Below are 26141 nucleotides of genomic sequence, written 5' to 3'. Positions count from 1 at the left end.
CCAACAATTCACGACGCCGGGCAGGCGGCGCCGCTATCGGCCCAGGCCTGCATCAGCGCGCCGAACTCGGCCGCCGTGCCGGGCGCGGGCGTGCGCCCTTTTCCGGGATTCCAGCCCCAGAGCACGAGGCTGTCGGTGGTGACATGTTTGATCAGCGCTGCGGTGTCGCGGCTGCCGTTGCGGTTCTGGTCCTTCAACTGCTCGCAGATCTGACCGAGCGTCTTGCCTTCCCAGGCCATCGAGGCCGGGGCGAGGGCCCAATGTCCGTCGCCCGGAACCCCGGCCGGGTCGAAGTTCTCCTTGCCATGGCAGGTCGCGCAATGGAGGCCGGTCGCGCCGTGGCCATCCTTGCCGCGTACGACCACCGGCTCGTGCAGCTTGCGTGCATCGCCTTGTCGGGGCCGCTCCGTCGCCGGATGGCAGTTCATGCAGCGCGGATGCGTGAGCACCTTGCCCATCTCGTTGAAGAGCGCGACCGAGCGGTCGCGCTGGTTGGCGATGGCGGAGAAGCTCGAAGCAGGTCGCAAGCTGGCGCCGCCCGGCTGGGCCTGCCCGGCGTTCTGCGCCCGCGTCATGGCGCTGCCAGTGAGGCAGACGGCAACGGCCGCCGCCGCGGCGAGGATCAAGTTCCTGCTCATCAGACGGAACCTCCCTGCATTGGCAGCTGGCGGGGCCGGCCGTGGCCGAGCGCCGCGAGCGCATTCGCGACGGCGGGGCCGATCGGCGGCACGCCGGGCTCGCCGACACCGGTCGGCTTCTCGGTGGAGGCGATGATCCTGACCTCGACCTCCGGCATCTCGTTGATGCGCAACGAACGATATTCGTGGAAATTGGTCTGGACCGGCCGGCCGCCGTCGAGGGTGATCTGGCCATAGAGGGCGTGGCCGAGGCCGAAGCCGATGCCGCCCTCCATCTGGGCGCGGATGATGTCGGGATTGACGGCGACGCCGCAATCGACGGCGCACCAGACCTTGTGGACCTTCGGCTCGCCCTCCGGCCCCATCGAGACTTCGGCGATCTGGGCGACGTAGGAGCTGAAGCTCTCGACTACCGCGACGCCGCGGGCGCGGCCATCGACCGGCGCGGAGCCCTTCCAGCCCGCCATCTCGCCGACGGCCTTCAGCACGGCTGCGGCGCGGGGGTGCCTGTCGCCCATCATGGCGAGCCGGCCCTGCAGCGGGTCCTGCCCTGCGGCCTGCAACAGCTCGTCGACGAAGCACTCGACGGCATAGCCGGTATGGGTGTGGCCGACGGAGCGCCACCATAGGGTGGGCACGCCGACCTTGGGGTTGTGCACCTCGCAGCGGAAATCGGGCACCTCGTAGAAGATCTCGTTGGCGCCCTCGACCGAGGTCGCGTCGATTCCGTTCTTGACCACGAAGGACTCGAAGGGCGTTCCGAGGAAGAAGGATTGGCCGACCAGCGTGTTCGACCAGGCGGTGATCTTGCCGTCCTTCACCGCGCCTCTGAGGCGATGCACGAAGAGCGGCCGGTAATAGCCGCCGGTGAGGTCGTCCTCGCGGGTCCAGACCACCTTGACCGGACGGTTCGGGCCGATCGCCTTGGCGGCCATGGCGAGCTCGGCGGCGAGGTGCTGGCTGACCTGCGCGCGCCGGCCGAAGCTGCCGCCGGCGAGCATGGTCTCGAGGTTCACCTTCTCCGGCGGCAGGCCGAGGATTGTGGCGATGGTCTGGTGCTCGGTGGTCTGGAACTGACTGCCGAAGCGGGCATGCGCCTTCTCGCCATCCCATTCCAGATAGCCGTCGAGCGGCTCCATCGGCGCGTGGGCCAGATAGGGGAAGACGAACTCGGCCTCGACGACGCGATCGGCCTTGGCGAGCGCGGCCTCGGCGTCGCCATGGCTGCCGGCGACAGTGCCGGGCTGCCGGGCGAGGCGGCGGTATTCGGCGATCAATTCGGCGCTGCCGCGCTTCTCCGCCTCGCTGTCGTCCCAGGTGACTTTGAGGGCTTCGCGTCCCTTCAATGCCGGCCATGTCCCGTTGGCATAGACCGCGACGCCGGAGCCGATCTGCTTGACGTCGACGACGCCCTTGACCTTGAGCGCCTGCGAGGCGTCGAAGCTCGCGACCTTGCCGCCGAAGCGCGGCGAGCGAGCGACCACCACCGTCAGCATGTTCGGCGTGTGGATGTCGATGGTGAACTGCGCCTTGCCGCGCGTCTTATCGGCGGTGTCGAGCCGCTTCACCGCGCCCTCCTTGCCGATCAGCCGGTAGGCCGAGGCGGCCTTCAGCGGCGGGTTCTCGGGCAGGGGCAACTTGGCGGCGGCCTCGGCGAATTCGCCGAAGCGGCCCTGCTTGCCCGAGGCGTGGCTGATCACGCCGCCCTCGACCTTGATCTCGGAGACCGGAACCTTCCAGGCGGTGGCGGCGGCCTGCACGAGCATAGCACGCGCCGCGGCGCCGGCCTTGCGCATCTGCTCCCAGCTATTGGCGATCGCCGTCGAGCCGCCGGTGCCTTGAACGCCCAGCGCGAGATTGGCGTAGAGCTTGACGTCAGCCGGCGCGTGCTCGGCGCGCATCTGGCTCCAGGCGGCGTCCATCTCCTCGGCGGCGAGGGTGGCGAGGCCAGTAAACGGCCCCTGGCCGAACTCGATATGCTTGACGATGACCGTGACGGTGTCGTCCGGCGCGACGCGGATGAAGGCGTTGGGGGCAAAGGCTGCGTTGCCGCCGGGCCTGAAGCCGGCGGCGGCGCCGGACTGGGCGCGGGCATTGCGCGGCAGGTTGAAGCCGATGACGAGGGCGCCGGCGCCTGCCAGCAAGGCGCGGCGGGATAGCTTGGGATCGTGCGCGGTCATGGCTCAGATCTCCAGCGCGCGGGCCGCGTCATGGATCGCGGCGCGGATGCGGACATAGGTGGCGCAGCGGCAGATATTGCCGTTCATCGCGAGGTCGATGTCGCGGTCCGTCGGCTTGCGGTTTTCCTTGAGCAGGGCGATGGCGCTCATCACCTGGCCGGACTGGCAATAGCCGCATTGCGGCACGTCGCGGGCGATCCAGGCGGCCTGGACGGCATCCGCTTCCTTGCCGGCGAGGCCCTCGATGGTGGTGATCTCGCTGGTGCCGACGGCTGACACCGGCGTCACGCAGGAACGCAGCGGCTGGCCGTCGATATAGACCGTGCAGGCGCCGCATTGGGCGACGCCGCAGCCGAATTTGGTGCCGGTGAGGCCGATATTGTCGCGGATCGCCCAGAGCAGGGGCGTGTCGTCGTCGACGTCGACGCTATGCGTCGTCCCGTTGACCTTGAGAGAGACCATGGCTGCCTCCGAATGCTGGCATGACGCAGCGCGGCACCATGGTGCGGATCGAGGGCTCGCCCTCGAAGGCCCGATCTGACATATCAGATGGCGGGCGATGCATCCGTAGCCCTGGGTCGCGCGACTGGACTAATTAGACGATTTGAGTCTAATTAGGATGGTCGCGCGCAGTTTGGATTTTGTCAAGACTACTGACGCTGCAATGCCGGACAGAAGCGAAAGTTCCAGCTCCATCCCTGTCGATGACGCGAATGCGCGCGTCGACCAGATTGCCGATGCGGCACTGCGGCTGTTCGCCCGCTACGGCTACAAGCGCAGCTCGATGGACGACATCGCCAAGGAGGCCGGACTCGCCAAGGCGACGCTCTACCTGCATTTCAAGGGCAAGGACGATGTCTTCAGGGCGATGCTGGACCTGCTCGGACGCCGCGTCGAGGCACGTTGCCGTGAGGTCGTCGCGACGAAGGGTGCGTTTGCGCAACGGCTTGCGGCCCTGCTTCAGGCTCATCACGGGCAGGCTTATGCCAGCTTCGGCACGGGCGAACATCTCGTCGAGCTGAAGGCGGTGATGAACACCATCGCCACGCGCGAGCTGCAGGCCTTCGAGCAGATCTTCGCCCGATATGCGCGCCTGCTGCTCCAGGAAGCGGAAGCCCAAGGCGAGATCGTGATGTCCAGCGCCCCCGTCTCCGTCGATGATTGGATTGCCGGGATCATGTTCGCCGCAGCCGGTGCGAAGACAGGGACGCCGCCCAGCTGCGAGATCTATGCGCAACGGCTTGCCGGTATCGCCCGCATCTTCGCGGCGGCGGTGAGCAAGGGGTGAGGGCGGTCTATTTGTCCGCCCGGTTGCCATGCGCCGCGAGCGGAATGGCGGTGACGACGACGGGGGCGATCAGCAGCGCCCAGGCCCAGGAGTAGCCGAACTGGTCGACGACCAGGCCGAAGAGCCAGGGGCCGGCAGCCATCACGATGAGGCAGAGCGTCGAGGCGAAGCTGACGGTCGAGGCGATGGAATTCGGCGGGGCCATCTCCGCGATCTGGAGCAGGTAGAGCGGGAACCAGCCGATGCCGAACAGGCCGAAGCCGACGAGTATCGTCGCCGCCAGCCATGCCGGCGTGCCCAGTGGCAGGAGGGCGAAGACGGCGGCGGTCCCGGCCCCGATCAGGGCGATGGCTGCGAAGGACCGCGGGCGGTGTCCGGGCCAGAGCCGGTCGCTCAGCCAGGGCAGTCCGACGCGGCCGGGAATGCCGGCCAACTGCGCGAGCGCGAACAAGCCGGCGGCGCCGACCATGCCGAAGCCGAGCGAGCCCGCCATGTAACCGATGGCGTGGGCGGTGAAGGTGAACTGGAAGGCTGACATCGCGATGCCCAGCCCGAGCACCGGCCAGAACTGCGGGTTCTTTCCGACGGTGCGGACCAGGGCGGCGAGCGGCAGCGGCTCCTCGCGCTTGGCTCCGGGCGCGGCCTGCCCACCCTCACGATAGAACAGCAGGAACAGCAGACTGCCGAGGACGGAAACACCTGCGCTGAACCATGCGGCGGCAGACAGGCCGGCTTGCGCGGCGATAAGAGGCAGGAGTGCTGCCGCGATCATCGTGCCGAACGGGACGGCGGCCTGCCGGAAGCCGGTCGCCAGGGCGCGATGGCGCGGCGGGAACCAGCGCATGATGGCGCGGGTGCCGCCCGGCTGCACGGCCGCATAGGTGCCGCCGAGAAAGACCATGCTGATCAGAAGACCAGTCAGCTCCGTCGCGAAGGAAGCAGCGGCCATCGCGGCCGCCATGCCCAACATGGCGAGGCTCACGACGATGCGCTCGCCATAGCGGTCGATGGCGCGGCCGATCGCGTAGATCGTCGCGATCTGCGTGCCGTTCATCAGCGTGACCGCCAAGGAGGCCGAGGCGAGCGAGACGCCGAAGGCATCGCGCCAGAAGGGGACGAGGATGTAGACACCCTGCGAGACCACGGAGCCGGCGGTCTGCGTCCCCACGGCGACCGTGAGGACGGTCCAGATGGAGATGCTGGTCTGTGCCGGCTCTCCGCTTGGCGCGGGCGGGGCGGTGAGGGCGGTTCTGGTCATCGACTCTTGATCCCGGGAGGTGATCCCACGACCAGACGCCAATTTTCATCTTATCGGAATTGTTGTGATCTGGATATCAATGATATCGTTCTGTTATGGATATCCGCCGCCCACTCGACCCCGAGGCCATCGAGACCTTCGTGCTCGCCGCCGATCTGCGCTCCTTCACCAAGGCCGCCGCTGCGCTGAACACGACGCAGGCTGCGGTCTCGCTGCGGCTGAAGCGGCTGGAGGCGCAGATCGGCCAGCGCCTGCTCGAACGCACGCCGCGCCGCATCGGCCTGACTCCTGCGGGCGAACGTTTCCTCGGACCGGCGCGGGATGTCCTTGCCGCCCATCGGCGCGCCACAGAGGCGTTGATGCAGGAGAGCGTCTCGTTGAGCCTCGGCGTCACGCATCATCTCGTCGGTCCCGAGCTGACACGGGCAATTCAAGTTGCCGGCCAGCAGGGCGGCGGCGTAACGCTGTCGCTGCGGACGGGACTCTCGCGGGGGCTGCTCGAGATGTTCGATGCCGGCGAGCTCGATGCGGTCATCGTCCTGCGCCATGACGCCAGCCGGCGCGACGGGGAAACCCTGGCCGAGTCGCGGTTCGGCTGGTTCGCTGCGCCGACATTCTCGCCGTTCCAAGGCGAGCCGTTGCCGCTCGCGGTGCAGCGGCAGCCGTGCAATCTCCGGGCGATGGCGGTCGAGGCGCTTGCCGTCGCGGGCCTGCCCTGGCGGGAGGCATTCGTCGGGGAGGGGGCGGCTTCGGTGGCCGCGGCTGCGAGCGCCGGCCTCGGTCTCGCGCCGCTCGCGCATTGCGCCGTTCCCGCAGGGCTGGTCGATGTCGGCGCGCGCTTCAAGCTGCCGCCGTTGCCGACACGGCCGATCATCCTGCACTCGGCTGTGAGCCGGCCGCGGGCCGCAGCGCTGCTCAACGGCATGGCGGCGGCGTTCCGTTCCGCAGTTGTGCGATGATGTGGATGGCGGCGCCCCGAAACTGCTGATCCGACGCATCGGAATCAAACGGTTAACCATTCATTGACAGAGTGATTCGTCACGCAGGCGCGGCCAGAGTCGCGCAGAATTTGTCGATGGGATGCCCGTCATGGTCTCGCGCGCGGAACCTTCTCTCAGCGGCCGCTGGTGGTGGTCGATCGACCGCCTGATCCTCACCGCGCTCGTCGCCCTGATGGTGTCGGGTGTCGTGCTGCTGATGGCCGGCGGACCGCCGGTGGCCGAGAGGCTGGGGCTCTCGACCTTTCATTTCGTCAACCGTCAGGCCGCCTATCTCGCGGTAGCGATGGTGATTTTCCTCGGCGTCTCGCTGATGACGCCCCGGCAGGTGCGGCGCGCGGCGCTGATCATCTACGTGGTCTCGCTCGCCATGGTCGTGGCGACGCTCTATTTCGGCGTCGAGGTGAAGGGCGCCAAGCGCTGGCTGACGCTCGGGCCGTTGGGCTCTGTGCAGCCGTCCGAGTTCCTGAAGCCCGCCTTCGTCGTGATGGCTGCCTGGGCCTTCGCCGAAGGCACGCGCCGGCCGGACCTGCCGGGCACGATCCTGGCGCTGCTGCTGCTGCCGGTCACGATCGTGCCGCTGGTGCTGCAGCCCGACTTCGGCCAGACCATGCTGGTCAGCCTGGTCTGGGCGGGGCTGTTCTTCGTCGCCGGATTGCATTGGTTCTGGGTGATCGGGCTCGGCGGCGTCGGCGCCGTCGGTATCCTCGTCGCCTATGAACTGGTGCCGCACGTGCGCGCCCGCATCGAGCGCTTCATGGACAAGGGTTCGGGCGATACTTTCCAGGTCGACACGGCGCTGGAGAGCTTCGCGCAGGGCGGCTGGCTCGGGAAGGGGCCGGGCGAGGGCACGGTGAAGCGCATCCTGCCCGACGCGCATACCGACTTCATCTTCGCGGTCACCGCCGAAGAGTTCGGCGTGGTCGTCTGCATGCTACTGGTCATGCTCTTCGCGGTCATCGTACTGCGCTCGCTCTTCGTGGCGCAGAAAGCGGAGGATCCGTTCATCCGCCTGGCCGTGACCGGGCTCGCGCTGCTCTTCGGCATCCAGGCTGCGATCAACATGATGGTCAATCTGCACATGATGCCGGCCAAGGGCATGACGCTGCCCTTCATCTCATATGGCGGCTCGTCGCTGCTTTCGCTGGCAGTCGGTACCGGCTTCCTGCTGGCGCTGACGCGGCGGCGACCGCGCTCGGTCGATTTCGGCTCCTAGGGGCGCTGAGCATGGCCACGGGCAAGCTCATCATGCTGGCGGCCGGCGGGACCGGCGGCCATCTCTTTCCGGCCGAGGCGCTGAGCCACGCGCTACACGCCAAGGGCCTGCGCGTCGTGCTGATGACCGATACGCGCGCCGCCGAATATGCCGGCAATTTTCCGGCCGAAGCGGTCCATGCCGTGCCGGCGGCGACGCCCTCCGGCCGCTCGCCCCTGCAGAAGGCAATGGCGCTGTTCCACATCGCCAAGGGCACCTTTGCGGCACGGCGGATCATCAAGCAGGTCCGGCCCGATGTCGTCGTCGGTTTCGGCGGCTATCCGACCGTCCCTCCGGTGCTCGGTGCCTCCCTTGCAGGCGTGCGCACGCTGATCCACGAGCAGAACGCTGTGATCGGCCGCGCCAACCGCTTCCTCGCCGGACGCGCCGACGTCATCGCCACGGGCTTCGCCAAGGTCGGCGGATTGACCCCGGTGCAGCAGGCGAAATGCCGCCATGTCGGCAACCCCGTCCGCCCCGCCGTGATCGAGGTCGCCGGCCGCGAGTATGACTGGCCGGGCGAGGGCAAGATCAGGCTCCTCGTCTTCGGCGGCAGCCAGGGCGCCCGCATCATGGCCGACATCGTGCCGACTGCGATCCAGCTCCTCAGCGACGCCGAGCGGGCGCGGCTGACCATCGTCCAGCAGGCGCGTGCCGAGGACGAGGAACGGGTGCGCGGCATCTATGACAAGCTTGGCGTAAAGGCGACGATCGCGCCCTTCTTCAAGGACTTGCCCGCGCAGATGGCCGCGTCGCAGCTGGTCATCGCCCGTTCCGGCGCTTCCACCGTCGCCGAGCTGTCGGTGATCGGCCGGCCCGCCATTCTGGTGCCGCTGCCGGGCTCGCTCGATCAGGACCAGGCTGCCAACGCCGCCTTCCTCGAAGAGGCAGGTGGAGCGATCCGTATCCTCCAGCCGGAACTCACGCCGCGGCGCCTCGCCAGCGAATTGTCGCAGCTCATTGCGCAGCCCGCGCACTTGACGAGCATGGCCGCAAACGCGAAGAGCGCGGGTATCCCCGACGCTGCCGACCGCCTGGCCGATCTCGTGATCGCCACGGCCCATTCTTCGAACTGACAGGATTCGCCCACCATGAAGCTGCCGCCGAAGCTCGGCTCCATCCATTTCGTCGGCATTGGCGGCATCGGCATGTCCGGCATCGCCGAAGTCCTGCACAATCTCGGCTACAAGGTGCAGGGCTCGGATGCGTCTGATGGTGCCAACGTCAAGCGCCTTGCCGAGAAGGGCATCACCACCTTCGTCGGCCACAAGGCCGAAAATCTCGGTGAGGCCGAGGTCGTCGTGATCTCGACCGCGATCAAGGGCGACAATCCCGAGTTGCTGGCGGCCCGCGAGAAGCGCCTGCCGGTGGTGCGCCGCGCCGAGATGCTGGCCGAGCTGATGCGGCTCAAGACCTGCGTCGCCATCGCCGGCACCCATGGCAAGACGACGACGACCTCGCTGGTCGCGACGCTGCTGGAGAAGGGCGAGCTCGACCCGACCGTCATCAATGGCGGCATCATCAACGCCTACGGCACCAATGCCCGCATGGGCGAGAGCGACTGGATGGTGGTCGAGGCCGACGAGTCGGACGGCACCTTCCTGAAGCTGCCGGCGGACGTCGCGGTCGTCACCAATATCGATCCCGAGCATCTCGACCATTTCGGCACCTTCGACGCGATCAAGGCGGCGTTCCGCTCCTTCGTCGAGAACCTGCCCTTCTACGGCTTCGCGGTGATGTGCATCGACCATCCGACGGTGCAGGGCCTCGTCGGCCAGATCACCGACCGGCGCGTCATCACCTATGGCGAAAACCCGCAGGCCGATTTCCGCCTGCTCGACATCGACCTCTCGGGCGGGCAGGCGCGCTTCACCCTTCTGGTCCGCGACCGCAAGAACGGACGCGACGAGGTGATCCGCGATCTCGTCATGCCGATGCCGGGCCACCACAATGCGTTGAATGCCACTGCCGCCATCGCCGTCGCCTATGACCTCGGCATTCCCGTCGAGCGCATCCGCGAGGCGCTCGCCGGCTTCGGCGGCGTGAAGCGCCGCTTCACCAAGACCGGCGAGTGGAACGGCGCGCTGATCTTCGACGATTACGGCCATCACCCGGTCGAGATCGCCGCCGTGCTCAAGGCTGCCCGCGCCTCGACCAAGGGCAAGGTCGTCGCCGTGGTGCAGCCGCATCGCTACACCCGGCTTGCCAGCCTCTTCGACGATTTCGCCGCCTGCTTCAACGACGCGGACACGGTGATCGTCGCCGATACCTATGCGGCCGGCGAGGCACCCATCCCCGGCGCGGACCGCGATTCGCTCGTCGCCGGCATCAAGGCGCGCGGCCATCGCCATGCGATGGCGCTGGAGGGGCCGGAGAAGCTTGCCGGCATGGTGGCGGAGCTGGCGGGCCCGGGCGATTACGTCGTCTGCCTCGGCGCCGGTAACATCACGCAATGGGCCTATGCGCTGCCGGGAGAGCTTGAGGCGCTTCGCGGGTAACTTCGCCCCGCATTCTCCGCCGTCATTCTCGGGCGAAGCGAAGCGCGGACCCGAGAATCTCGAATAGAAGAGTGAGGGAGCCTCCTTCCGCGAGAGATGCTCGGGTCAAGCCCGAGCATGACGACCTGTTCCGTCCCGGAACATCATGCTCTAAAGCGACGCCATGCCCTTCGAAGATCTCTCCTCCGACATCCGCGCCTCGGCCCCCGGTCTGCGCGGCCGGCTTCTCGCCAATCAGGACCTCGCGGGGCTGACATGGTTCCGCGTCGGCGGCGCCGCGCAGATCCTGTTCACGCCGGCCGATGACGAGGATCTCGCCTATCTGCTCTCGAAGCTGCCGGACGACGTTCCAGTCACCGTGGTCGGCCTGGGCTCGAACCTGATCGTGCGCGATGGCGGCATTCCCGGCGTCGTGGTCAGGCTCGGCGGCAAGGGTTTCGGCGAGATCAAGCTGGAGAGCGGTGACCGGCTGCGGGCGGGAACGGCGGTGCCGGACGTCAAGGTGGCGCGTGCGGCGGCCGATGCCTCGCTCGACGGGCTCGCCTTCTATCGCGGTATTCCCGGCTCGATCGGCGGGGCGCTGCGCATGAATGCCGGTGCTCATGGCGGCGAGACCACCGATGTGCTGGTCGAGGCGCGCGGCGTCACCCGCAAGGGCGAGATCGTCACCTTGTCCCACGCCGAGATGGGCTTCACCTATCGCAACAGCGCGGCATCGACCCGCGACATCATCTTCACTTCCGCCCTGTTCCAGGGCCGGCCGGGCGATCAGGCGGTGATCCAGGCCGAGATGGACCGGGTGACAAAGGCGCGCGAGGCGGCGCAGCCGATCAAGGAGCGCACGGGCGGCTCGACCTTCAAGAATCCGGATGGCGGCAAGGCCTGGAAGCTGATCGATGCCGCGGGCTGCCGCGGGCTGCGCGTCGGCGGCGCCCAGGTCTCGGAGATGCACTGCAACTTCCTGATCAACACCGGCGGCGCCACGGCCGCCGATGTCGAGGGGCTCGGCGAGGAGGTTCGCCGCCGGGTCAAGGAGAATTCCGGCTTCGAGCTCCAGTGGGAGATCAAGCGGCTCGGGGTTGCGGCGTAGCAGCCGCTGCCGAGGCGCGGCGGCGGGAGAGGATCATCCCGACGATCGTCGAGCTGAGAACGATGGCGATGCCCAGGAACTGAAGCGGGCTCAACCATTCACCCAGCAGCACGGCTCCCAGAATCGTCGCCATAGTCGGGCTGAGCAATCCGAGGAAGGCAACGCCCGCGCCCAGTGTGGTGATGCCCCTGATCCAGAGCCAATAGGTCAGCGCGGTGCCGACCAGTACGAGATAGGTCATTCCGAGCCCGTTCAAGGCGCTCGGGACCGGCGGCGGACCTTCGACGATGAGGGCGACCGGCAGCAGGATCAGCCCGCCGAGCGTGAGCTGCCAGGCCGCGATCGTCAGCGGCGAACCCATCTTGCCCCAGCGCTCGATCAGAACGGTTCCGGTCGCCATCGAGGCGGCGCTGGCGAGGCCCGCAATGATGCCGAGCGAATCGGGTTTCGCATGCGGGTCCAGCACCAGCAACGCGACGCCGACGAGGCCGGCGAGCGCGGCGATGATCTGCCCGCGGCCCGGGCGCCGGCCGAGCAGCGGCCAAGCCAGCAGGCCGACGATCAGAGGCTGGGTCGAGCCGACAGTGGCGGCGAGGCCACCGGGCAGGCGTGCGGCGCTGACAAAGAGCAGAGCGAAGAACACGCCGATATTGGCGAGGCCGAGGGCTGCGAGCGGCAAGAGCTTGTCCCGCGGCGGCAGGCCCGGGCCGAGCGCCATCAGCAGGAGGCCGGCGGGCAGCGCCCTCAACGCGCCGACGAGCAGCGGGTGATCCACCGGCAGCGTCTGGGTGAAAATGATGTAGGTGGTGCCCCAGATGCAGGGCACGAGAATCGTGGTCAGAAGGACCTTGTTCAGCGGCATGGCGGCCTCCTACTGCGCCTCGTCCTTGGCTCGCCAAGGCGCGGATGTTAGTTTGATTCGACGCAAGATAATTTGATATCGAATTATCTTGCGTCGAATTACTTGGCAAGGAGCAGGAATGAGTCAGGAGCGAGCCGGCGTTCAGGGCGGGCCGATGGATTCGATCTTGGCGCAGTGGCGGCGGGAGCGACCCGACCTCGACACGAGCGTCATGGCGGTATGTGGCGATCTCTGGCGGGCGGCCGACCGGGTCCGCGAGGGCGTCGCCGCCAATGTCGCAGCGGATGATCTCGATCTCGCCGGCTTCGACGTGCTGCTGACCCTGCGGCGGCAAGGCAAGGGGCAGGCGCTTTCGCCATCCGAACTCGCGCAGGACATGATGATCTCGACTTCGGCGATGACGAACCGGCTCGACCGGCTGCAGAAGCGCGGGTTGATCGAGCGGCAGGCCGATCCGGAGGATCGCAGGGCGTTGCGCATCGTGCTGACCGCGACGGGCTTCGCGCTGGCGGACCGAATCGTCGTTTCACATGTCGCGGCCGAGGAGCGGCTGGTGAGTGCACTCTCTTCGGGCGAGCGTGCACAGTTGCGACAGTTGCTCGCCAAAATCGGTTGATTTCGAACCCGTTAACGACCCCGAGCTGATGGTTAACGCGCTGTTAACCATCTCCGGCTGAGGTATGGCCATCGCGTCGAACGAGGGCCGGCATGAGCAAACACGTTGCAGTGCTGATGGGGGGATGGTCCGTTGAACGGGAGGTCAGCCTCAACAGCGGTGCGGCCTGCGCGCGGGCTCTGGAAGGACAAGGCTTCCACGTCACCCGCATCGACGTGCAGCGCGACATCGCCGAAGCCCTGGCGAAGCTGAAGCCGGACGTCGCCTTCAACGCCCTGCATGGGCGCTTCGGCGAGGACGGCACGATTCAGGGCGTGCTGGAGATCCTGCGCATTCCCTATACCCATTCGGGCGTGCTCGCTTCCGCGCTCGCGATCCGCAAGGACCGGGCGAAGACGGTGGTGAAGGCGGCGGGCGTGCCGGTCGCTGCCGGCGTCAACGTCTCGCGCTTTGCGGCGGCGAAAGCCCACGTCCTGCCGCCGCCCTATGTGCTCAAGCCGATCGACGAAGGCTCTTCGGTCGGCGTCGTGATCGTGAAGAAGGGCAGGGAACATCCGCCGCAGGAAATCGCCCGGCCGGACTGGCCCTGCGGCGAGATGATGCTGGCTGAAACCTTCATCGCCGGACGGGAGCTGACCTGCGCCGTGATGGGCGAGCGGGCGCTCGGCGTGACCGAGATCAAGGCAGCGACCGGCGACTTCTACGACTACGATGCGAAGTACGCGAAAGGCGGCTCGATCCACATCTGTCCGGCTCAAATTTTACCGAAAATTTACCAGCAGATCGAAGAGTGTGCGTTAACGGCGCATCAAGCAATCGGATGCCGGGGCGTCAGCCGATCTGACTTCCGCTACGACGACGAGACCGACACGCTCGTCTGGCTGGAGGTCAACACGCAGCCCGGGATGACCGAAACCAGCCTGGTGCCCGAACTGGCTGCCCATGCGGGTCTGAATTTCGGTGAGCTCGTCAAATGGATGGTGGCAGACGCCTCCCTCGATCGGTGAAAGCGATGACGGCGAAACCCGTTTCCGCAACGCGACGTAGCCCGGCAACGGTGCCGGCTGCGCGCCTGCCGGTCCGGCATGCCGGGCCGCAGCTGCTCGTCGGCGAGCGGCAGGGCCGCTGGATGCGTCGCTCGCGCCGCAGCGCCATCGCAGTGCCGCTGTCGCAGCGCCTGCCGAGCAGCCTCGGCACCTGGCTCGCGCTGGGCTTCCTGACGCTCAGCCTCGGTGCCGGCTTCGTCATGGGCGGCCACTGGCAGAACCTCCAGGACAATTACGGCGAGCCGCGCCACATGCTGGCCCGTGTGCTCGGCTTCGGCATCGACCGCGTGACCATCTCCGGCCTGTCGGGTCTCTCGGAGCAGGAGGTGCTGGTCGCCGCGGGCATCGATTCGAAGACCTCGCTGGTGTTCTTCGACGCCGACGAAGCCCGCAAGCAGCTCGAGGCGACGCCGCTGATTCGCGAGGCGGCGGTGCGCAAGCTCTATCCGGGCGAAGTCTCGATCGCGCTGACCGAGCGCGATCCCTATGCGCTGTGGCAGGTCAAGGGGGAGCTTTTCGTGATCGCGGCCGACGGCACGGTGATCGACAAGATGGATGACGGCCGCTTCGCCTATCTGCCGCTGGTCGTCGGCAAGGACGCCAACAACCGCGCCGGCGAATATCTGGCGCTGCGCAACCAGGCGGGTCCCTTCGCCCAGCATATCCGCGCCGCGACCCTGATCTCCGGGCGCCGCTGGAACCTCAAGCTCGACAACGGGATGGATGTGCGCCTGCCGGAAACCAAGCCGGAAGCGGCTCTGCAGCGCCTCGTCTCGCTGGAAAGCGACTTCCGTGTTCTCGAGAAGGACGTGCTCGCCATCGATCTGCGCCAGCCGGACCGGGTGGTGATGCGCCTCTCCGAGGAAGCCGCTGCGGCCCGCGCCGACCAGCTGAAGAGCAAGACCAAGAAGAAGGGAGGCGAAGCATGAACCACGTCACCTCCCAGGGTCTGACCCCCCGCATGCGTCCGTTGTCGTCGCGCAAGAGCGCGACCTTGTCGATTCTCGACATCGGCACGAGCAAGGTCGTCTGCCTGATCGCCGAATTGAACCCGGCCGAGGCCAATGAACGGTTGCGCGGGCGCACCCATGTCGCCCGCATCATCGGCATCGGCCATCAGCGCTCGCTCGGCCTCAAGGGCGGCGCGATCATCGATCTCGAAAGCGCCGAGCGCGCGATCCGCGCCGCGGTCGACGCGGCCGAGCGCATGGCCAAAGTCGAGGTGCAGTCGGTCATCGTCAACCTGACCGGCGGGCGCATCGGCTCGCAGCATTATGCCGCGAGCGTCGATCTGCGCTCCGGCTCGGTCGGCGACAGCGACGTCAAGCGCGTGCTCGCCACCGCCGCGACCCATGCGATCCGCCCCGGCAAGGCCGTTCTCCATGCGCTGCCGACGGGCTATGCGCTCGACGGCGTGCCGGGCGTGCTCGATCCGCGCGGTCTGATCGGCGGCAAGCTCTCGGTCGATATGCATGTCGTCGCCAGCGAGGCGGCGGCGGCGCGCAACGTCATGCTCGCGGTCGAGCGCTGCCATCTCGAGGTCGAGGCCGTGGTGGCGACGCCCTACGCCTCCGGCCTCTCGGTTCTGGTCGACGACGAGGCCGAGATGGGCGTGGTCGTGGTCGATCTCGGCGGCGGCACCACCAGCCTCGGCGTCTTCTCCGGCGGACATCTCGTCCATGCCGACGCGATCGCGGTCGGCGGCAACCACATCACCATGGACGTGGCGCGCGGCCTCTCCACCCGTGTCTCGGCGGCCGAGCGGCTGAAGACGCTGCACGGCTCCTGCATCTCCAGCGCTTCCGACGAGCGCGACATGATCGCGGTGCCGCAGGTCGACGACGACGAGCGCGACATGCCGAACCACCTCGCCAAATCGCATCTCGTGCGGATCATCAAGCCGCGCGTCGAAGAGATCCTCGAACTGGTGCGCGACCGGCTGACCAATGCCGGCTTCTCGGCCCAGGCCGGGCGGCGCGTCGTGCTGACCGGCGGCGCCTGCCAGCTCACCGGCTTGCCGGAAGTGGCCCGCCGCATTCTCGGCGGCCAGGTTCGGACGGGCCGCCCCCTCGGGATCAAAGGGTTGCCGGAAGCGGGCAAGGGCCCGGCCTTCTCGGCGGCGGTCGGCCTGCTGGTCTACCCGCAGGTCGCCCATGTCGAGCATTTCGAGCCGCGTACTGCCGGTGCGCGCTATTTCGCGACCGGGACGGATGGCTACTTCTCGCGTGTCGGGCGGTGGCTGAAGGACAGTTTCTAGTGAGTTCGGCTCGTTCGAAGGGGCGGGCCACGGCGTCAAACGTAGCAATCGGGACGGCTCCCGCCAGGCGCCGGACACAGGATCAAAAGAGGCAACCATGGCGATGAATCTGCAAGCCCCGGACATCCGGGAACTGAAGCCCCGGATCACGGTCTTCGGCGTCGGCGGAGCCGGCGGCAACGCCGTGAACAACATGATCGAGGCCGGCCTCGACGGGGTCGATTTCGTCTGCGCCAACACCGATGCCCAGGCTCTGGCGCTCTCGCGCGCCCCGCGCATCATCCAGATGGGCCTGCAGGTCACGGAAGGCCTCGGCGCCGGCTCGCAGCCGGAAGTCGGCCGCGCGGCGGCCGAGGAGGTCATCGACGAGATCCGTGATCACCTGGCGGGCGCACACATGGTCTTCATCACCGCCGGCATGGGCGGCGGCACCGGCACCGGCGCCGCTCCGGCCATCGCCCGCGTCGCCCGCGACATGGGCATCCTGACCGTCGGCGTCGTCACCAAGCCGTTCCAGTTCGAAGGCCAGCGCCGCATGCGCATGGCCGAGGCGGGCATCGGCGAGCTGAACGAGGCGGTCGATACCCTGATCGTCATCCCGAACCAGAACCTGTTCCGCGTCGCCAACGAGACCACCGGCTTCGCCGACGCCTTCGGCATGGCCGACCAGGTGCTCTATTCCGGCGTCGCCTGCATCACCGACCTGATGGTCCGCCCCGGCCTGATCAACCTCGACTTCGCCGACGTTCGCGCCGTGATGCGCGGCATGGGCAAGGCGATGATGGGCACCGGCGAATCGCAGGGCGAGAAGCGCGCGCTGACCGCCGCCCAGGCCGCGATCAACAACCCGCTGCTCGACGACGTCTCGATGAAGGGCGCGCGCGGCCTGCTGATCTCGATCACCGGCGGCCGCGACATGAAGCTCTACGAGGTCGACGAGGCCGCCACCCGCATCCGCGAGGAGGTCGATTCCGAGGCAAACATCATCGTCGGCGCCACCTTCGACGAATCGCTCGAGGGCACGGTCCGCGTCTCGGTGGTCGCGACCGGCATCGACAAGCCGATCTCGCAGCATGGCGAGGTCGACGAGACCGAAGCCCGCATCGCCCAGGTCGCCGAACGCCTGAAGCAGGAAGCGCGCCTGCGCAGCAACCCCACCGCTGCTCCGCGCCCCGTCGCCCAGATGGCTCCGGCATCGATCCCGGCGATCGACACAACCCGCATCGCCCCGGCCATGGAGCAGGCGCCGCCCGCCCCGATCGCGCAGGGCGTTCATATCGAGCCCGTCCAGCCCCGTCCGGTGATGGTCGCCCCGGCTCCGGAGCCGGTCCGGCATGCCGAGCCGAGCCTGCATCTCGACGACAGCTTCATTCCGCCGATGCCGGAGCGCGCCGTCCGCCCGACCCGCATGCCTCGCGTCGAGGACCTGCCGGTTCCCGGGCAGGCTCAGCTCAACGCCCAGCGCGGCGCCCAGCCGGCCCCGCTGCCGCCGAATGCCATCGAACAGAAGCGGATGTCGCTGATGCAGCGGCTGGCCTCGGTCGGCTTCGGCCGTAAAGACGAGGAATATGCCGAGCCGGCGCCGGCACCGGCCCCGGTGCGTCAGGCGCCGCAGGCCCCGATGCCGCAGGCGGCCGCGCCGAGCGCTGCCCATGCCGAGTATATGCGCCGCCCGGCTCCGCAGCCGGCCTCGCGGCCGGCCCAGGGCCAGCTCGACCCGCATGGCCGAGTCGCGCCGACTCGCAACAGCGAGGAAGACCACCTGGAGATTCCCGCATTCCTGCGTCGCCAGGCGAACTGAGCTCCAGCCGTTCTTGACGGTTCTGCAACAAATCCCGCCGCGGCCTTCCGCGGCGGGATTTTCCTTGTTAGAAAATCGTTATCTTTCAGCGTGTTATATACGCCTGTCCGCGGGCTTTCGGTTGTAACACAGCGAAAGAAAGCGTGATTTTGAGAGGTTGCTCGAAAAGCTTATGTTGCAGCTGCATCAAGAGGATAGCGCGTTAGGTCTGACCTGACGTCAACCTCGGAAGACATCGTCGGCGGCGGCCCCTGCCTTAAGCAGGTTCGGTGCAGTTCGATGATCAGGATTGGATAGCGGAATGAGCTTCGATCGGCAGACCACTTTGCGGGCAGCAGTGACCCTGACCGGAATCGGCGTGCATTCCGGAGCCCCCGCGAGCATCTGCCTGAAGCCTTCCAGCGCGAATTCTGGCGTCGTCTTCCTGCGGACCGGCATCGAGGGCATGCCGCCCCAGCTCATCCACGCCAAGCACACCAAGGTCAGCGCCACCGAGCTGTGCACCGTGATCGGCGATCGCGGCCCGGCCTCGGTCTCGACGATCGAGCATCTGATGTCGGCCTGCGCCGGCCTCGGCCTCGACAACGTCCTGATCGAGATCGACGGTCCGGAAATGCCGATCATGGACGGCAGCGCCACCGCCTTCGTCACCGCGATCCAGACGACCGGGACGGTCGCTCTCACCGCGCCGCGCCGCTACCTCAAGGTTCTCCAGCCGGTGCGGATCGAGAACGGCCGCGCCTTCGCCGAGCTGATGCCGGCCGAGCAGGGCTTCCGCCTCGATGTCGAAATCGATTTCGACAGCGCCGTGATCGGCCGCCAGCGCAAGATCTTCGATCTCGACGCCGAGACCTATGCCCGCGAGATTTCGAGGGCCCGCACCTTCGGCTTCATGCGTGATGTCGAGCAGCTCTGGAAGGCCGGCTTCGCGCAGGGCGCCTCGCTCGAGAACACCGTGGCGATCGGCGAGGACAAGGTCATCAACCCCGAGGGGCTGCGCTACAGCGACGAATTCGTGCGCCACAAGGTGCTCGACGCGATCGGCGATCTCGCGCTTGCCGGCTATCCGATCATCGGCGAGTTCCGCTCCTATTGCGGCGGCCATCGCATGAATGTCCGCATTCTCGAGGCGCTCTTCGCCGACCGCGCCAATTTCGCGATCATCGAGGCCCAGCCGGTTTTCGCCACACCGCGCGCCGTGCAGATGGCCGCAGCCGCACCGGCTGCCTACGCGCCAGATCTGCACTGAAAAGTCGCAGGCCGGCGCTTTTCGCCTTTCCTTCGCCGGGTTTTTGTCCCAGATGCCGCAGGGTGGCGGAATCGTGCCCTGACCGGTTTTCGGCAGTGGCGCGGTGGAAGCGTCTGAGGTAAGGCATGCTTCCCGCCAGCAGGGACGATCGAAAGAGGACGGACGACGTGAGCGTGACGCGGCATAGCCTTCCGGCAATCCATCGCGGCCAGTATCCGCGCAAGGGCATCGCCCTGGCGCTGGGGGCCGCCATGCTGCTCGGCGGCTGCGATACGCTGTCGTCACTCAATCCCTTCGACAAGCCCGAGGTCTACAAGCCGGACCTCACGCCGCCCGAGCCCGCCGACAAGCTCTACAACGAAGGCCTCGCACGCCTGCAGAACGGCGACAGCGAAGGCGCGACCAAGAAGTTCGAGGGTATCGACAAGGCGGCGCCGTTCTCGCCCTACGCCCGCAAGGGCCTGCTGATGACGGCCTACACCAATTTCCAGGCCTCGAAGTGGGAGGAGGCGATCACCGCCTCCAAGCGCTTCATCGCCCAGAACCCGGCCAGCCCCGATGCTGCCTATGCGCAGTACATCATGGCGATGTCGTATTATAACCAAATCCCTGACACGACCCGCGACCAGGAGCGGACGGTTCAGGCGATCCAGGCTTTCGAACAGCTCATCGCCAATTATCCGAAGTCGGAATACGTGCTGGACGCCAAGGAGAAGCTCCTGGTGGCACGCGACCAGCTCGCCGGCAAGGAGATGAATGCGGGGCGCTACTATCTCGAGAAGCGCAACTACACCGGCGCGGTGAACCGCTTCCGCGAGGTGATCATCAAGTATCAGACGACGCGCCATGTCGAGGAGGCGCTGATGCGCCTGACCGAGGCCTATATGGCGATGGGCATCACCAACGAGGCCCAGACCGCCGCCGCCGTGCTGGGTCACAACTTCCCGGACAGCCCCTGGTACAAGGACGCCTACAAGCTGCTGCAGAGCGGCGGCCTGGAACCGCGGGAGGATCGCGGCTCCTATATCAGCCGCGCCTTCGACGGCTTCCAGCGCACGGTCGGCGGCCTCCTCGGGTTCGGCGGTCGCTGACGAGGCCGGCATGACGGGCCTCGGGCGACCCTGCCGGCACCGCAGACCGAGCTGAGCATCGATGCTGGCGCAGCTCTCCATTCGTGACATCGTTCTGATCGACCGGCTCGATCTCGGCTTCCGCGAGGGCTTGAGCGTCCTCACGGGCGAAACCGGCGCCGGCAAATCCATTCTGCTCGACGGCTTCGCGCTGGCGCTCGGTGGGCGGGGCGACGGTTCGCTGGTCCGCCATGGCGAGGCGCAGGGGCAGGTCAGTGCCGTTTTCGATCTGCCGCTCGACCACGCCGCGCGCAAGCTGGCCCATGCCCAGGAAATCGACACCGACGGCGATCTGATCCTCCGCCGGGTGCAATATGCCGACGGGCGCACGCGCGCCTTCATCAACGACCAGCCGGTTTCGGTGCAGATCCTGCGCATGGTTGGCGCAGCGATCGTCGAGATCCACGGCCAGCATGATGACCGCGCGCTGACCGATCCGGCTCAGCACCGCGCTATTCTCGACGGCTTCGGTGGATTGGAGAGGCAGGCGGAAGCCGTCGCCGAAGCCAGCGAGACGCTGAAGCGGGCGCGGCAGGCGCTGCAGTCCCAGCGCATGCGCGTCGAAGCCGCACGCAAGGAAGCGGATTTCCTGCGCCATGCCGTCGAGGAGCTCGGCAAGCTCGCGCCGCAACCGGGCGAGGAAGATGCGCTCGCCGCCACGCGCCAGTCGATGATGCAGGCCGAGAAGGTCGCGCGCGACCTGATCGATGCGCATGAGGCCGTCGGCGGACAGGCATCGCCGGTCGCGACGCTCGCAGCGGTGCTGCGCCGGCTGGAGCGCCGGGCCGGGCAGGCGCCTGAGCTGGTCGATCCCTCGATCGCCGCGCTCAACACGGCCATCGTTGCGCTGGAGGAGGCGGGGGAGACGCTTTCTGCCGCGATGCGGGCTGCCGAATACGATCCGCGCGAGCAGGAGCGCATCGAGGAACGGCTCTTCGCGTTGCGCGCGGCCGGACGCAAATACGACGTGCCGGTCGATGGCCTGCCAGTCCTGGCCGCCACGATGGCGAGCGATCTCGCGGCGCTCGACGAGAGCGAATCGTCACTGGCGCGGCTGGAGGCCGATCTGAACGAGGCGGAAGGTGCTTTCGTCGCGCGGGCGCAGGCCTTGTCGGAGGCGCGCAAGGCCGCTGCGGCACGGCTCGATGCCGCCGTGAAGGCCGAATTGCCGCCGCTCAAGCTCGAGCGGGCGCGCTTCATCACCCGGGTCGAGAGCGACGAGGCCGCGCGCGGGCCGGAGGGCTTCGACCGGGTCGAGTTCTGGGTCGAGACCAATCCGGGCACACGGCCTGGGCCGATGATGAAGGTTGCCTCGGGCGGCGAGCTCTCGCGCTTCATGCTGGCGCTGAAGGTGGTGCTGGCGGAGCGCGGCTCGGCCCCGACGCTGGTCTTCGATGAGATCGACACGGGCGTTGGCGGGGCTGTCGCCGATGCGATCGGCGAGCGGCTGGCGCGGCTCGCGGGCCAAGTGCAGGTGATCTCGGTCACGCATGCGCCGCAGGTTGCGGCCAAGGCCGGGCAGCATTTCCTGATCGCCAAATCGGCTGAGGGCGAAGCCGCGCGCACCGTGACGCGCGTCACGGCGCTTGCCGAGCAGTCCCGGCGCGAGGAGATCGCACGGATGCTGGCCGGCGCCTCGATCACCGAGGAGGCGCGAGCCGCGGCCGGACGCCTGCTGCAGGCGGCCGGACTGCGCGGCTGACGGCGATCAGGCCGGGATCAGCTCGTAGCCCGCGCCCTTTTTGACGACGCGCCGGAAGCCCTCGACATGGCCGCCCGAGACGAGCCAGCCTTCGCGCTCGGCGCGCTCCAAGATGGCGCGGCGGGAGGCGAGCGCGGTCGCAGCGTCGAAGTCATAGACAAAGCCGATCTCGGGGTCCGAAGCCTGCAGGTCGGAAAGGTGGAGCGCGTCTCCCCAGAGCAGCAGGCTCTCACCCTGGCCCTCGATCAGATAGCCGCTGTGGCCGAAGGTATGGCCGGGAAGGGCGATGAGCGCGATGCCGGGATGCGCCGCGCCGGTCACGCCGCGGATGCGGCCCGAGTAATGTCTCTTCAGCGCCGCGGCGATCGCGAAGCCGCCCTGCTTCTTCTCCGGGGTGCGACCGCGATTGGCCTCGTCGCCGAAGAAGCCGAAATCCGCCTCGGGCAGGATGATCTCTGCGTTTAGGAAACGGGCGCGATCGCCATCGAAAAGGCCGAGAGCATGGTCGCCGTGCAGGTGGGTGATCAGGACGCGCGCGACCTGTTCGGGTGCGATCCCGCGAGCGACCATGGCGGCAGGCGCGTGGCCCATCGCCTCGCCCCAGGAGGGGCCGGTGCCGGCATCGACCAGGGTGATGCCGTCGGCGCCCTTCAAGGCGAAGCAATTGACGACGATGCTGACTTTCGGCTTGCCCCAGCGCGCGACCGCCGCGTCGCGGGCAGCCGCGCCGCCGGCATGGATGAGGACGTCGAGCGGGGCCTCGAAGACGCCGTCATGCAGGATCGAAACCTCATAGGCGCCGATGCGGCGGGACTGCTGGACCATGGCTGTTCTCCGCTGCGGCATCTTGCACGTTCGCTGAAGCCCGGAAGCTAGTGGGCCCGCTGCCATGCCGGCAAGGCGAATCCGGCCCGGCTCAGTCCTGCGCGGGGCGCGGGAATGCCGCATTTCCTTTTGTGTCGCTTTGCTTTATGAGCTGCTGTCATCCGATGGTGCAGCTGCCCGTTAGATCGCCATGCGTCCTGCCGGACGCCCCTGGGGGCGACCTAATTATTTGTTTTGGCATCGGATTTTCTGAGAAGTGAGACCCACTTTTCGGTCCGATTACCGAATGCCGCCTGAACCCATCGCCACGCTTCGCGCCGTTAATTCATTTTACGCCGCAAACCTCTAGGCCCTTGTCGCATGTCCTTTTCCCTCACGAGCCCGCCGCTCGCGCGCGCGCTTGCCGAACGCAACTATTCCGAACCGACGCCGGTGCAGAGCGCTGTGCTCGAAGACGCCGCCGCTGGGCGCGACCTGCTGGTCTCGTCGCAGACCGGCTCCGGCAAGACCATCGCCTATGGGCTCGCGATCGGCGAGACGCTGCTGGGCGGGGCGGAGCGCCTCGGCCCTGCCGCCGAGCCGCTGGCGCTGATCATCGCCCCGACGCGTGAGCTTGCCTTGCAGGTGCAGCGCGAACTCGCTTGGCTCTATGCCCAGACGGGAGCGCGGGTGATTTCCTGCGTCGGCGGCATGGACCCGCGCCGCGAGGCGATGCTGCTCGACGAGGGCGCCCATATCGTCGTCGGCACGCCTGGCCGCCTGCGTGACCATATCGAGCGCCGCCGCCTCGACGTCTCCGCGCTCAAGGCGGTCGTGCTAGACGAGGCGGACGAGATGCTCGACCTCGGCTTCCGCGACGATCTCGAATACATCCTGAAGACGACCCCCGAGGGGCGGCGCAGCCTGCTGTTCTCGGCCACTTTCCCGAAGGCCATCGTCCAGCTTGCGCAGAGCTACCAGCGTGACGCGCTGCGCATCGAGGTGGAAGCGACGCGTCGCGGCCATGCCGATATCGCCTACAAGGCCGTGCGCGTTTTCCCGAAGGAAGCCGAGCTTGCGGTCGTCAACCTGCTGCGCTTCCATAATGCGCCGGTGGCGCTGGTCTTCTGCAACACTCGCAATGCGGTGCGCCATCTCGAGGCGATCCTGCTGGAGCGCGGCTTCACCTCGGTCGCGCTCTCGGGCGAGCTTGGCCAGAACGAGCGCAACGCCGCGCTGCAGGCGCTGCGCGACGGCCGGGCGCGGGTCTGCGTCGCGACCGATGTCGCAGCACGGGGCATCGATCTGCCCGGGCTCGACCTCGTCATCCACGCCGAATTGCCCAATGATTCCGAGGTGATGCAGCACCGTTCGGGCCGCACGGGCCGCGCCGGCAACAAGGGCACGAGCGTCCTGCTCGTGCCGCAGTCACGCCGGCGCAAGGCCGAGCGCCTGCTGATGGAAGGCAAGATCGAGGCCGAATGGATCGCCCCGCCGACGCCGGAGGAGATCCGCACGCTTGATCAGGAGCGCCTGCTGGCCGATCCGATGCTCAGCGGCGAGACCGGCGAAGACGATGCCGGGATGATCGAGGCGCTGATGGCGGGCCGCGAGGCGCGCGACATCGCTGCGGCACTGGTCAGGCTCTATCGGGCAAGGCTGCCGGCGGCGGAAGAGGTAGGCGATCCCGGCTTTGGCCGCGACGAGCGCCGGCCGGTTCGCTCGAACGAGGATTATGCCGCCAAGCGCCGGCCCTTCGGAGCCGGGCGCGATGAAGGCGAGGATGGCGAACGGCCGCGCAAGCCGGCAGGTCCGCGCGGGGATACCGTCTGGTTCCGGCTCGACATCGGCCGCAAGCAGGGCGCCGATCCGCGCCAGCTGCTGCCGATGCTGTGCCGCCGCGGCCGGATCACGCGCGACGAGGTCGGCGCAATCCGCATCTTCGACCGCGAGACCAAGGTCGAGATCGATGCCGAGGTGGCCGAGCGCTTCTACGAATCCGTGCGCATCCCGGATCGCGACAAGATCGTGATCGAGATGGCGGAAGCGGACGAGCGGCGTCCGGCGAAATCCTTCGCCGACAAGGCCGAGCGCCCGGCCGCGCCGCGTGCGTTCCGCGACCGGGCCGAGACGGGCGCCGACAGGCCGCAGCGCAAGCCGTTCCCCTCCAGGGACGGCGAGCATCGCGCACCTCATGGGGATGATCGCAAGCCCTATCGCGCCGAAGGCGCGCCGCAGCGGAGCGATGATCGTCCCCGCCGCGAGGATGGCAAGCCGGGCGGTGGCTTCAAGAAGCCGTTCGCCGCGAAGGGGAAGCCTTTCGCCGGCAAGCCTGGGCAGGATGGCGGACGCCCCGCCGGCGGCGGCAAGCCGTTCGGAAAAGGTAAGCCGCCGCGCCGCGGCTAAGCATCGTTGCCCGGCTGCTGTCGGTCACTCGCGTGCTCTCCCGCCTCAACGCAGGCCGAGGAAGGAGAGAATGGCGAGGACAACGACCACGAGGCCGACGAGATAAATGATGCTGTTCATGAAAAACCCCCTGACTGAATGGAGCCGTCAGGCTCGATCTGGCAGGGGGTGAACCCCATTTGGGGGCGAAAAGTTCCCGTATCGGCAGGAGCGTGCGGCCGTGGCGCGCTCGATCCCAGTCCGGTCAGCCCACCACCTTGCGGTAGAGGTGCCAAGTGGCATGGCCTAGAACCGGCATGACCACGACCAGGCCGACCAGCACCGGCAGGCAACCGAGCACAAGAAGCCCGGTCACGATCAGGCCCCAATACATCATCACGCGCGGATTGGCCTCGACGGCGGCGATCGAGGTGCGGATCGCGGTCGGGGCATCGACGTGCCGGTCGATGATCAGCGGGAACGACACGACGGATATCGCGAAGGCGGCGATCGCGAAGAGCAGCCCGAGCGAGTTGCCGATAATGATCATGATCCAGCCATCGGCCGTGGTGAAGACGGCGCGCAGGAAATCGGCGGTCGAGACGTCGGCCGGCAGGCCAAGGATGCCGCGATAGAGGAACCAGGCGCTAAAGAGCCAGGCGAGGAAGAGCCCGGTCAGCATGGCGCCCAGCAGAACGGTCTGTCCGATCGAGGGCGAGCGCAGCAGCTCGAACACATGGCTCCAGGACGAGTCGAGGCCCTTCTCGCGGCGGCGGCTCACCTCATAGAGGCCGATTGCGGCGAAGGGGCCGATCAGCGCGAAGCCGCTGAGCAGCGGGAAAAGCAGGGGGAAGATGTTGTAGCTGACGGTGAGCTGCGCCAGCACGATGCCGGCGATGGGATAGATCACGGCGATGAAGACGAGATGGCTCGGCTGCGCCATGAAATCTTCCCAGCCGCGTCGCAGCGCTTCGCGCAGGTCCATCGTGGTGATGGTCTTGATGCGTGGCTGCGAGAGCGTGACGATGTCATGAACGGTGCCGTCGACATTGGCCATGGCGTGCCTCCCGGTTCCGGCCCGGTT

General features: G+C 67.7%; 22 protein-coding genes. 15 read left to right on the top strand and 7 right to left on the bottom strand.

Annotation, left to right across the window (positions count from 1 at the left end):
- Window positions 1-8: 8 nt before the first annotated feature.
- Genes AC1DDA_RS12165 through AC1DDA_RS12155 form a run of 3 tightly spaced genes read right to left on the bottom strand, consistent with a single transcriptional unit; the run spans window position 9 to window position 3280 of the window.
- The gene (locus tag AC1DDA_RS12165) at window positions 9-638 is read right to left on the bottom strand and encodes an Isoquinoline 1-oxidoreductase subunit (protein ID WP_441513844.1); all 630 of its coding nucleotides are present in this window, start codon (window positions 636-638) and stop codon (window positions 9-11) included.
- A complete protein-coding gene (locus tag AC1DDA_RS12160; protein WP_476795928.1) occupies window positions 638-2818 on the bottom strand; it encodes a xanthine dehydrogenase family protein molybdopterin-binding subunit in 2181 nt (726 codons plus the stop codon). Before AC1DDA_RS12160 ends, AC1DDA_RS12165 begins: the two co-directional genes overlap by 1 nt.
- A gap of 3 nt (window positions 2819-2821) precedes the next feature.
- On the bottom strand, window positions 2822-3280 hold the full coding sequence (locus tag AC1DDA_RS12155) for a (2Fe-2S)-binding protein (RefSeq protein ID WP_441513842.1): 459 nt from the start codon (window positions 3278-3280) through the stop codon (window positions 2822-2824).
- Between the two features lie 202 nt (window positions 3281-3482).
- Here AC1DDA_RS12155 and AC1DDA_RS12150 point away from each other — a divergent pair, with 202 nt between their 5' ends.
- A complete protein-coding gene (locus AC1DDA_RS12150; RefSeq protein WP_476795927.1) occupies window positions 3483-4106 on the top strand; it encodes a TetR/AcrR family transcriptional regulator in 624 nt (207 codons plus the stop codon).
- A 7-nt stretch (window positions 4107-4113) separates the two neighbouring features.
- Here AC1DDA_RS12150 and AC1DDA_RS12145 read toward each other — a convergent pair whose 3' ends face one another.
- Entirely contained in the window at window positions 4114-5364 is a 1251-nt protein-coding gene (locus AC1DDA_RS12145; RefSeq protein WP_476795926.1) for an MFS transporter, read from the bottom strand.
- Window positions 5365-5459: 95 nt separating this feature from the next.
- Here AC1DDA_RS12145 and AC1DDA_RS12140 point away from each other — a divergent pair, with 95 nt between their 5' ends.
- From AC1DDA_RS12140 to murB, 5 genes are all read left to right on the top strand, one after another.
- Window positions 5460-6323 (top strand): LysR family transcriptional regulator, encoded by an 864-nt coding sequence (locus AC1DDA_RS12140; protein WP_476795925.1) that lies wholly within the window; start codon window positions 5460-5462, stop codon window positions 6321-6323.
- Window positions 6324-6453: 130 nt separating this feature from the next.
- Window positions 6454-7578 carry an FtsW/RodA/SpoVE family cell cycle protein gene (locus AC1DDA_RS12135; RefSeq protein ID WP_476795924.1) on the top strand — a complete coding sequence of 375 codons (1125 nt, stop codon included), beginning with the start codon at window positions 6454-6456 and terminating at the stop codon, window positions 7576-7578.
- An 11-nt stretch (window positions 7579-7589) separates the two neighbouring features.
- Window positions 7590-8693, top strand: coding sequence for an undecaprenyldiphospho-muramoylpentapeptide beta-N-acetylglucosaminyltransferase (gene murG, locus AC1DDA_RS12130; protein WP_476795923.1), 1104 nt, complete (start codon window positions 7590-7592; stop codon window positions 8691-8693).
- Between the two features lie 15 nt (window positions 8694-8708).
- Window positions 8709-10115 (top strand): UDP-N-acetylmuramate--L-alanine ligase, encoded by a 1407-nt coding sequence (murC, locus tag AC1DDA_RS12125; protein ID WP_476795922.1) that lies wholly within the window; start codon window positions 8709-8711, stop codon window positions 10113-10115.
- A 163-nt stretch (window positions 10116-10278) separates the two neighbouring features.
- The gene (murB, locus tag AC1DDA_RS12120; RefSeq protein WP_476795921.1) at window positions 10279-11205 is read left to right on the top strand and encodes a UDP-N-acetylmuramate dehydrogenase; all 927 of its coding nucleotides are present in this window, start codon (window positions 10279-10281) and stop codon (window positions 11203-11205) included.
- On the opposite strand, the gene AC1DDA_RS12115 is transcribed toward murB, so the two are convergent.
- Complete coding sequence (locus AC1DDA_RS12115; protein ID WP_476795920.1) at window positions 11180-12067, bottom strand: EamA family transporter; 888 nt, start codon at window positions 12065-12067, stop codon at window positions 11180-11182. The genes murB and AC1DDA_RS12115 overlap by 26 nt on opposite strands.
- A 118-nt stretch (window positions 12068-12185) precedes the next feature.
- Here AC1DDA_RS12115 and AC1DDA_RS12110 point away from each other — a divergent pair, with 118 nt between their 5' ends.
- The 8 genes from AC1DDA_RS12110 (at window position 12186) to recN (ending at window position 21868) form a co-directional block, all read left to right on the top strand.
- Window positions 12186-12683, top strand: a complete 498-nt coding sequence (locus AC1DDA_RS12110) for a MarR family winged helix-turn-helix transcriptional regulator (RefSeq protein ID WP_476795919.1) — start codon at window positions 12186-12188, stop codon at window positions 12681-12683.
- 92 nt (window positions 12684-12775) lie between these two features.
- Window positions 12776-13690, top strand: a complete 915-nt coding sequence (locus AC1DDA_RS12105; protein ID WP_476795918.1) for a D-alanine--D-alanine ligase — start codon at window positions 12776-12778, stop codon at window positions 13688-13690.
- A 5-nt stretch (window positions 13691-13695) separates the two neighbouring features.
- Window positions 13696-14658 (top strand): cell division protein FtsQ/DivIB, encoded by a 963-nt coding sequence (locus tag AC1DDA_RS12100; protein ID WP_441513831.1) that lies wholly within the window; start codon window positions 13696-13698, stop codon window positions 14656-14658.
- Window positions 14655-15986, top strand: a complete 1332-nt coding sequence (gene ftsA, locus AC1DDA_RS12095) for a cell division protein FtsA (RefSeq protein ID WP_400506650.1) — start codon at window positions 14655-14657, stop codon at window positions 15984-15986. The genes AC1DDA_RS12100 and ftsA overlap by 4 nt, the downstream gene beginning before the upstream one ends.
- Before the next feature lie 97 nt (window positions 15987-16083).
- Window positions 16084-17787, top strand: a complete 1704-nt coding sequence (gene ftsZ, locus AC1DDA_RS12090; RefSeq protein ID WP_441513830.1) for a cell division protein FtsZ — start codon at window positions 16084-16086, stop codon at window positions 17785-17787.
- A gap of 301 nt (window positions 17788-18088) precedes the next feature.
- On the top strand, window positions 18089-19036 hold the full coding sequence (gene lpxC / locus AC1DDA_RS12085) for a UDP-3-O-acyl-N-acetylglucosamine deacetylase (RefSeq protein ID WP_476795917.1): 948 nt from the start codon (window positions 18089-18091) through the stop codon (window positions 19034-19036).
- A 167-nt stretch (window positions 19037-19203) separates the two neighbouring features.
- A complete protein-coding gene (locus AC1DDA_RS12080) occupies window positions 19204-20127 on the top strand; it encodes an outer membrane protein assembly factor BamD (RefSeq protein ID WP_441513828.1) in 924 nt (307 codons plus the stop codon).
- Between the two features lie 61 nt (window positions 20128-20188).
- The gene (recN, locus tag AC1DDA_RS12075; RefSeq protein WP_476795916.1) at window positions 20189-21868 is read left to right on the top strand and encodes a DNA repair protein RecN; all 1680 of its coding nucleotides are present in this window, start codon (window positions 20189-20191) and stop codon (window positions 21866-21868) included.
- A gap of 6 nt (window positions 21869-21874) precedes the next feature.
- Here recN and aidB read toward each other — a convergent pair whose 3' ends face one another.
- The gene (aidB, locus tag AC1DDA_RS12070) at window positions 21875-22693 is read right to left on the bottom strand and encodes an AidB family quorum-quenching N-acyl homoserine lactonase (RefSeq protein ID WP_476795915.1); all 819 of its coding nucleotides are present in this window, start codon (window positions 22691-22693) and stop codon (window positions 21875-21877) included.
- Between the two features lie 360 nt (window positions 22694-23053).
- Here aidB and AC1DDA_RS12065 point away from each other — a divergent pair, with 360 nt between their 5' ends.
- Window positions 23054-25078: a DEAD/DEAH box helicase gene (locus AC1DDA_RS12065; RefSeq protein WP_476795914.1), complete on the top strand. Its 2025-nt coding sequence runs from the start codon at window positions 23054-23056 to the stop codon at window positions 25076-25078.
- Window positions 25079-25322: 244 nt separating this feature from the next.
- Here AC1DDA_RS12065 and AC1DDA_RS12060 read toward each other — a convergent pair whose 3' ends face one another.
- Window positions 25323-26114 (bottom strand): DUF2189 domain-containing protein, encoded by a 792-nt coding sequence (locus AC1DDA_RS12060; protein WP_476795913.1) that lies wholly within the window; start codon window positions 26112-26114, stop codon window positions 25323-25325.
- Window positions 26115-26141: the final 27 nt, after the last annotated feature.

Source organism: Allobosea sp. 10N428 (assembly GCF_056394545.1).
This window is presented reverse-complemented; position numbering and strand designations above follow the sequence as displayed.

What these genes read in the sequence shown, in the direction of transcription:
- AC1DDA_RS12165 (WP_441513844.1), bottom strand. Translation starts at nt 638, where the DNA reads ATGAGCAGGAACTTGATCCTCGCCGCGGCGGCGGCCGTTGCCGTCTGC.
- AC1DDA_RS12160 (WP_476795928.1), bottom strand. Translation starts at nt 2,818, where the DNA reads ATGACCGCGCACGATCCCAAGCTATCCCGCCGCGCCTTGCTGGCAGGC.
- AC1DDA_RS12155 (WP_441513842.1), bottom strand. Translation starts at nt 3,280, where the DNA reads ATGGTCTCTCTCAAGGTCAACGGGACGACGCATAGCGTCGACGTCGAC.
- AC1DDA_RS12150 (WP_476795927.1), top strand. Translation starts at nt 3,483, where the DNA reads ATGCCGGACAGAAGCGAAAGTTCCAGCTCCATCCCTGTCGATGACGCG.
- AC1DDA_RS12145 (WP_476795926.1), bottom strand. Translation starts at nt 5,364, where the DNA reads ATGACCAGAACCGCCCTCACCGCCCCGCCCGCGCCAAGCGGAGAGCCG.
- AC1DDA_RS12140 (WP_476795925.1), top strand. Translation starts at nt 5,460, where the DNA reads ATGGATATCCGCCGCCCACTCGACCCCGAGGCCATCGAGACCTTCGTG.
- AC1DDA_RS12135 (WP_476795924.1), top strand. Translation starts at nt 6,454, where the DNA reads ATGGTCTCGCGCGCGGAACCTTCTCTCAGCGGCCGCTGGTGGTGGTCG.
- murG (WP_476795923.1), top strand. Translation starts at nt 7,590, where the DNA reads ATGGCCACGGGCAAGCTCATCATGCTGGCGGCCGGCGGGACCGGCGGC.
- murC (WP_476795922.1), top strand. Translation starts at nt 8,709, where the DNA reads ATGAAGCTGCCGCCGAAGCTCGGCTCCATCCATTTCGTCGGCATTGGC.
- murB (WP_476795921.1), top strand. Translation starts at nt 10,279, where the DNA reads ATGCCCTTCGAAGATCTCTCCTCCGACATCCGCGCCTCGGCCCCCGGT.
- AC1DDA_RS12115 (WP_476795920.1), bottom strand. Translation starts at nt 12,067, where the DNA reads ATGCCGCTGAACAAGGTCCTTCTGACCACGATTCTCGTGCCCTGCATC.
- AC1DDA_RS12110 (WP_476795919.1), top strand. Translation starts at nt 12,186, where the DNA reads ATGAGTCAGGAGCGAGCCGGCGTTCAGGGCGGGCCGATGGATTCGATC.
- AC1DDA_RS12105 (WP_476795918.1), top strand. Translation starts at nt 12,776, where the DNA reads ATGAGCAAACACGTTGCAGTGCTGATGGGGGGATGGTCCGTTGAACGG.
- AC1DDA_RS12100 (WP_441513831.1), top strand. Translation starts at nt 13,696, where the DNA reads ATGACGGCGAAACCCGTTTCCGCAACGCGACGTAGCCCGGCAACGGTG.
- ftsA (WP_400506650.1), top strand. Translation starts at nt 14,655, where the DNA reads ATGAACCACGTCACCTCCCAGGGTCTGACCCCCCGCATGCGTCCGTTG.
- ftsZ (WP_441513830.1), top strand. Translation starts at nt 16,084, where the DNA reads ATGGCGATGAATCTGCAAGCCCCGGACATCCGGGAACTGAAGCCCCGG.
- lpxC (WP_476795917.1), top strand. Translation starts at nt 18,089, where the DNA reads ATGAGCTTCGATCGGCAGACCACTTTGCGGGCAGCAGTGACCCTGACC.
- recN (WP_476795916.1), top strand. Translation starts at nt 20,189, where the DNA reads ATGCTGGCGCAGCTCTCCATTCGTGACATCGTTCTGATCGACCGGCTC.
- aidB (WP_476795915.1), bottom strand. Translation starts at nt 22,693, where the DNA reads ATGGTCCAGCAGTCCCGCCGCATCGGCGCCTATGAGGTTTCGATCCTG.
- AC1DDA_RS12065 (WP_476795914.1), top strand. Translation starts at nt 23,054, where the DNA reads ATGTCCTTTTCCCTCACGAGCCCGCCGCTCGCGCGCGCGCTTGCCGAA.
- AC1DDA_RS12060 (WP_476795913.1), bottom strand. Translation starts at nt 26,114, where the DNA reads ATGGCCAATGTCGACGGCACCGTTCATGACATCGTCACGCTCTCGCAG.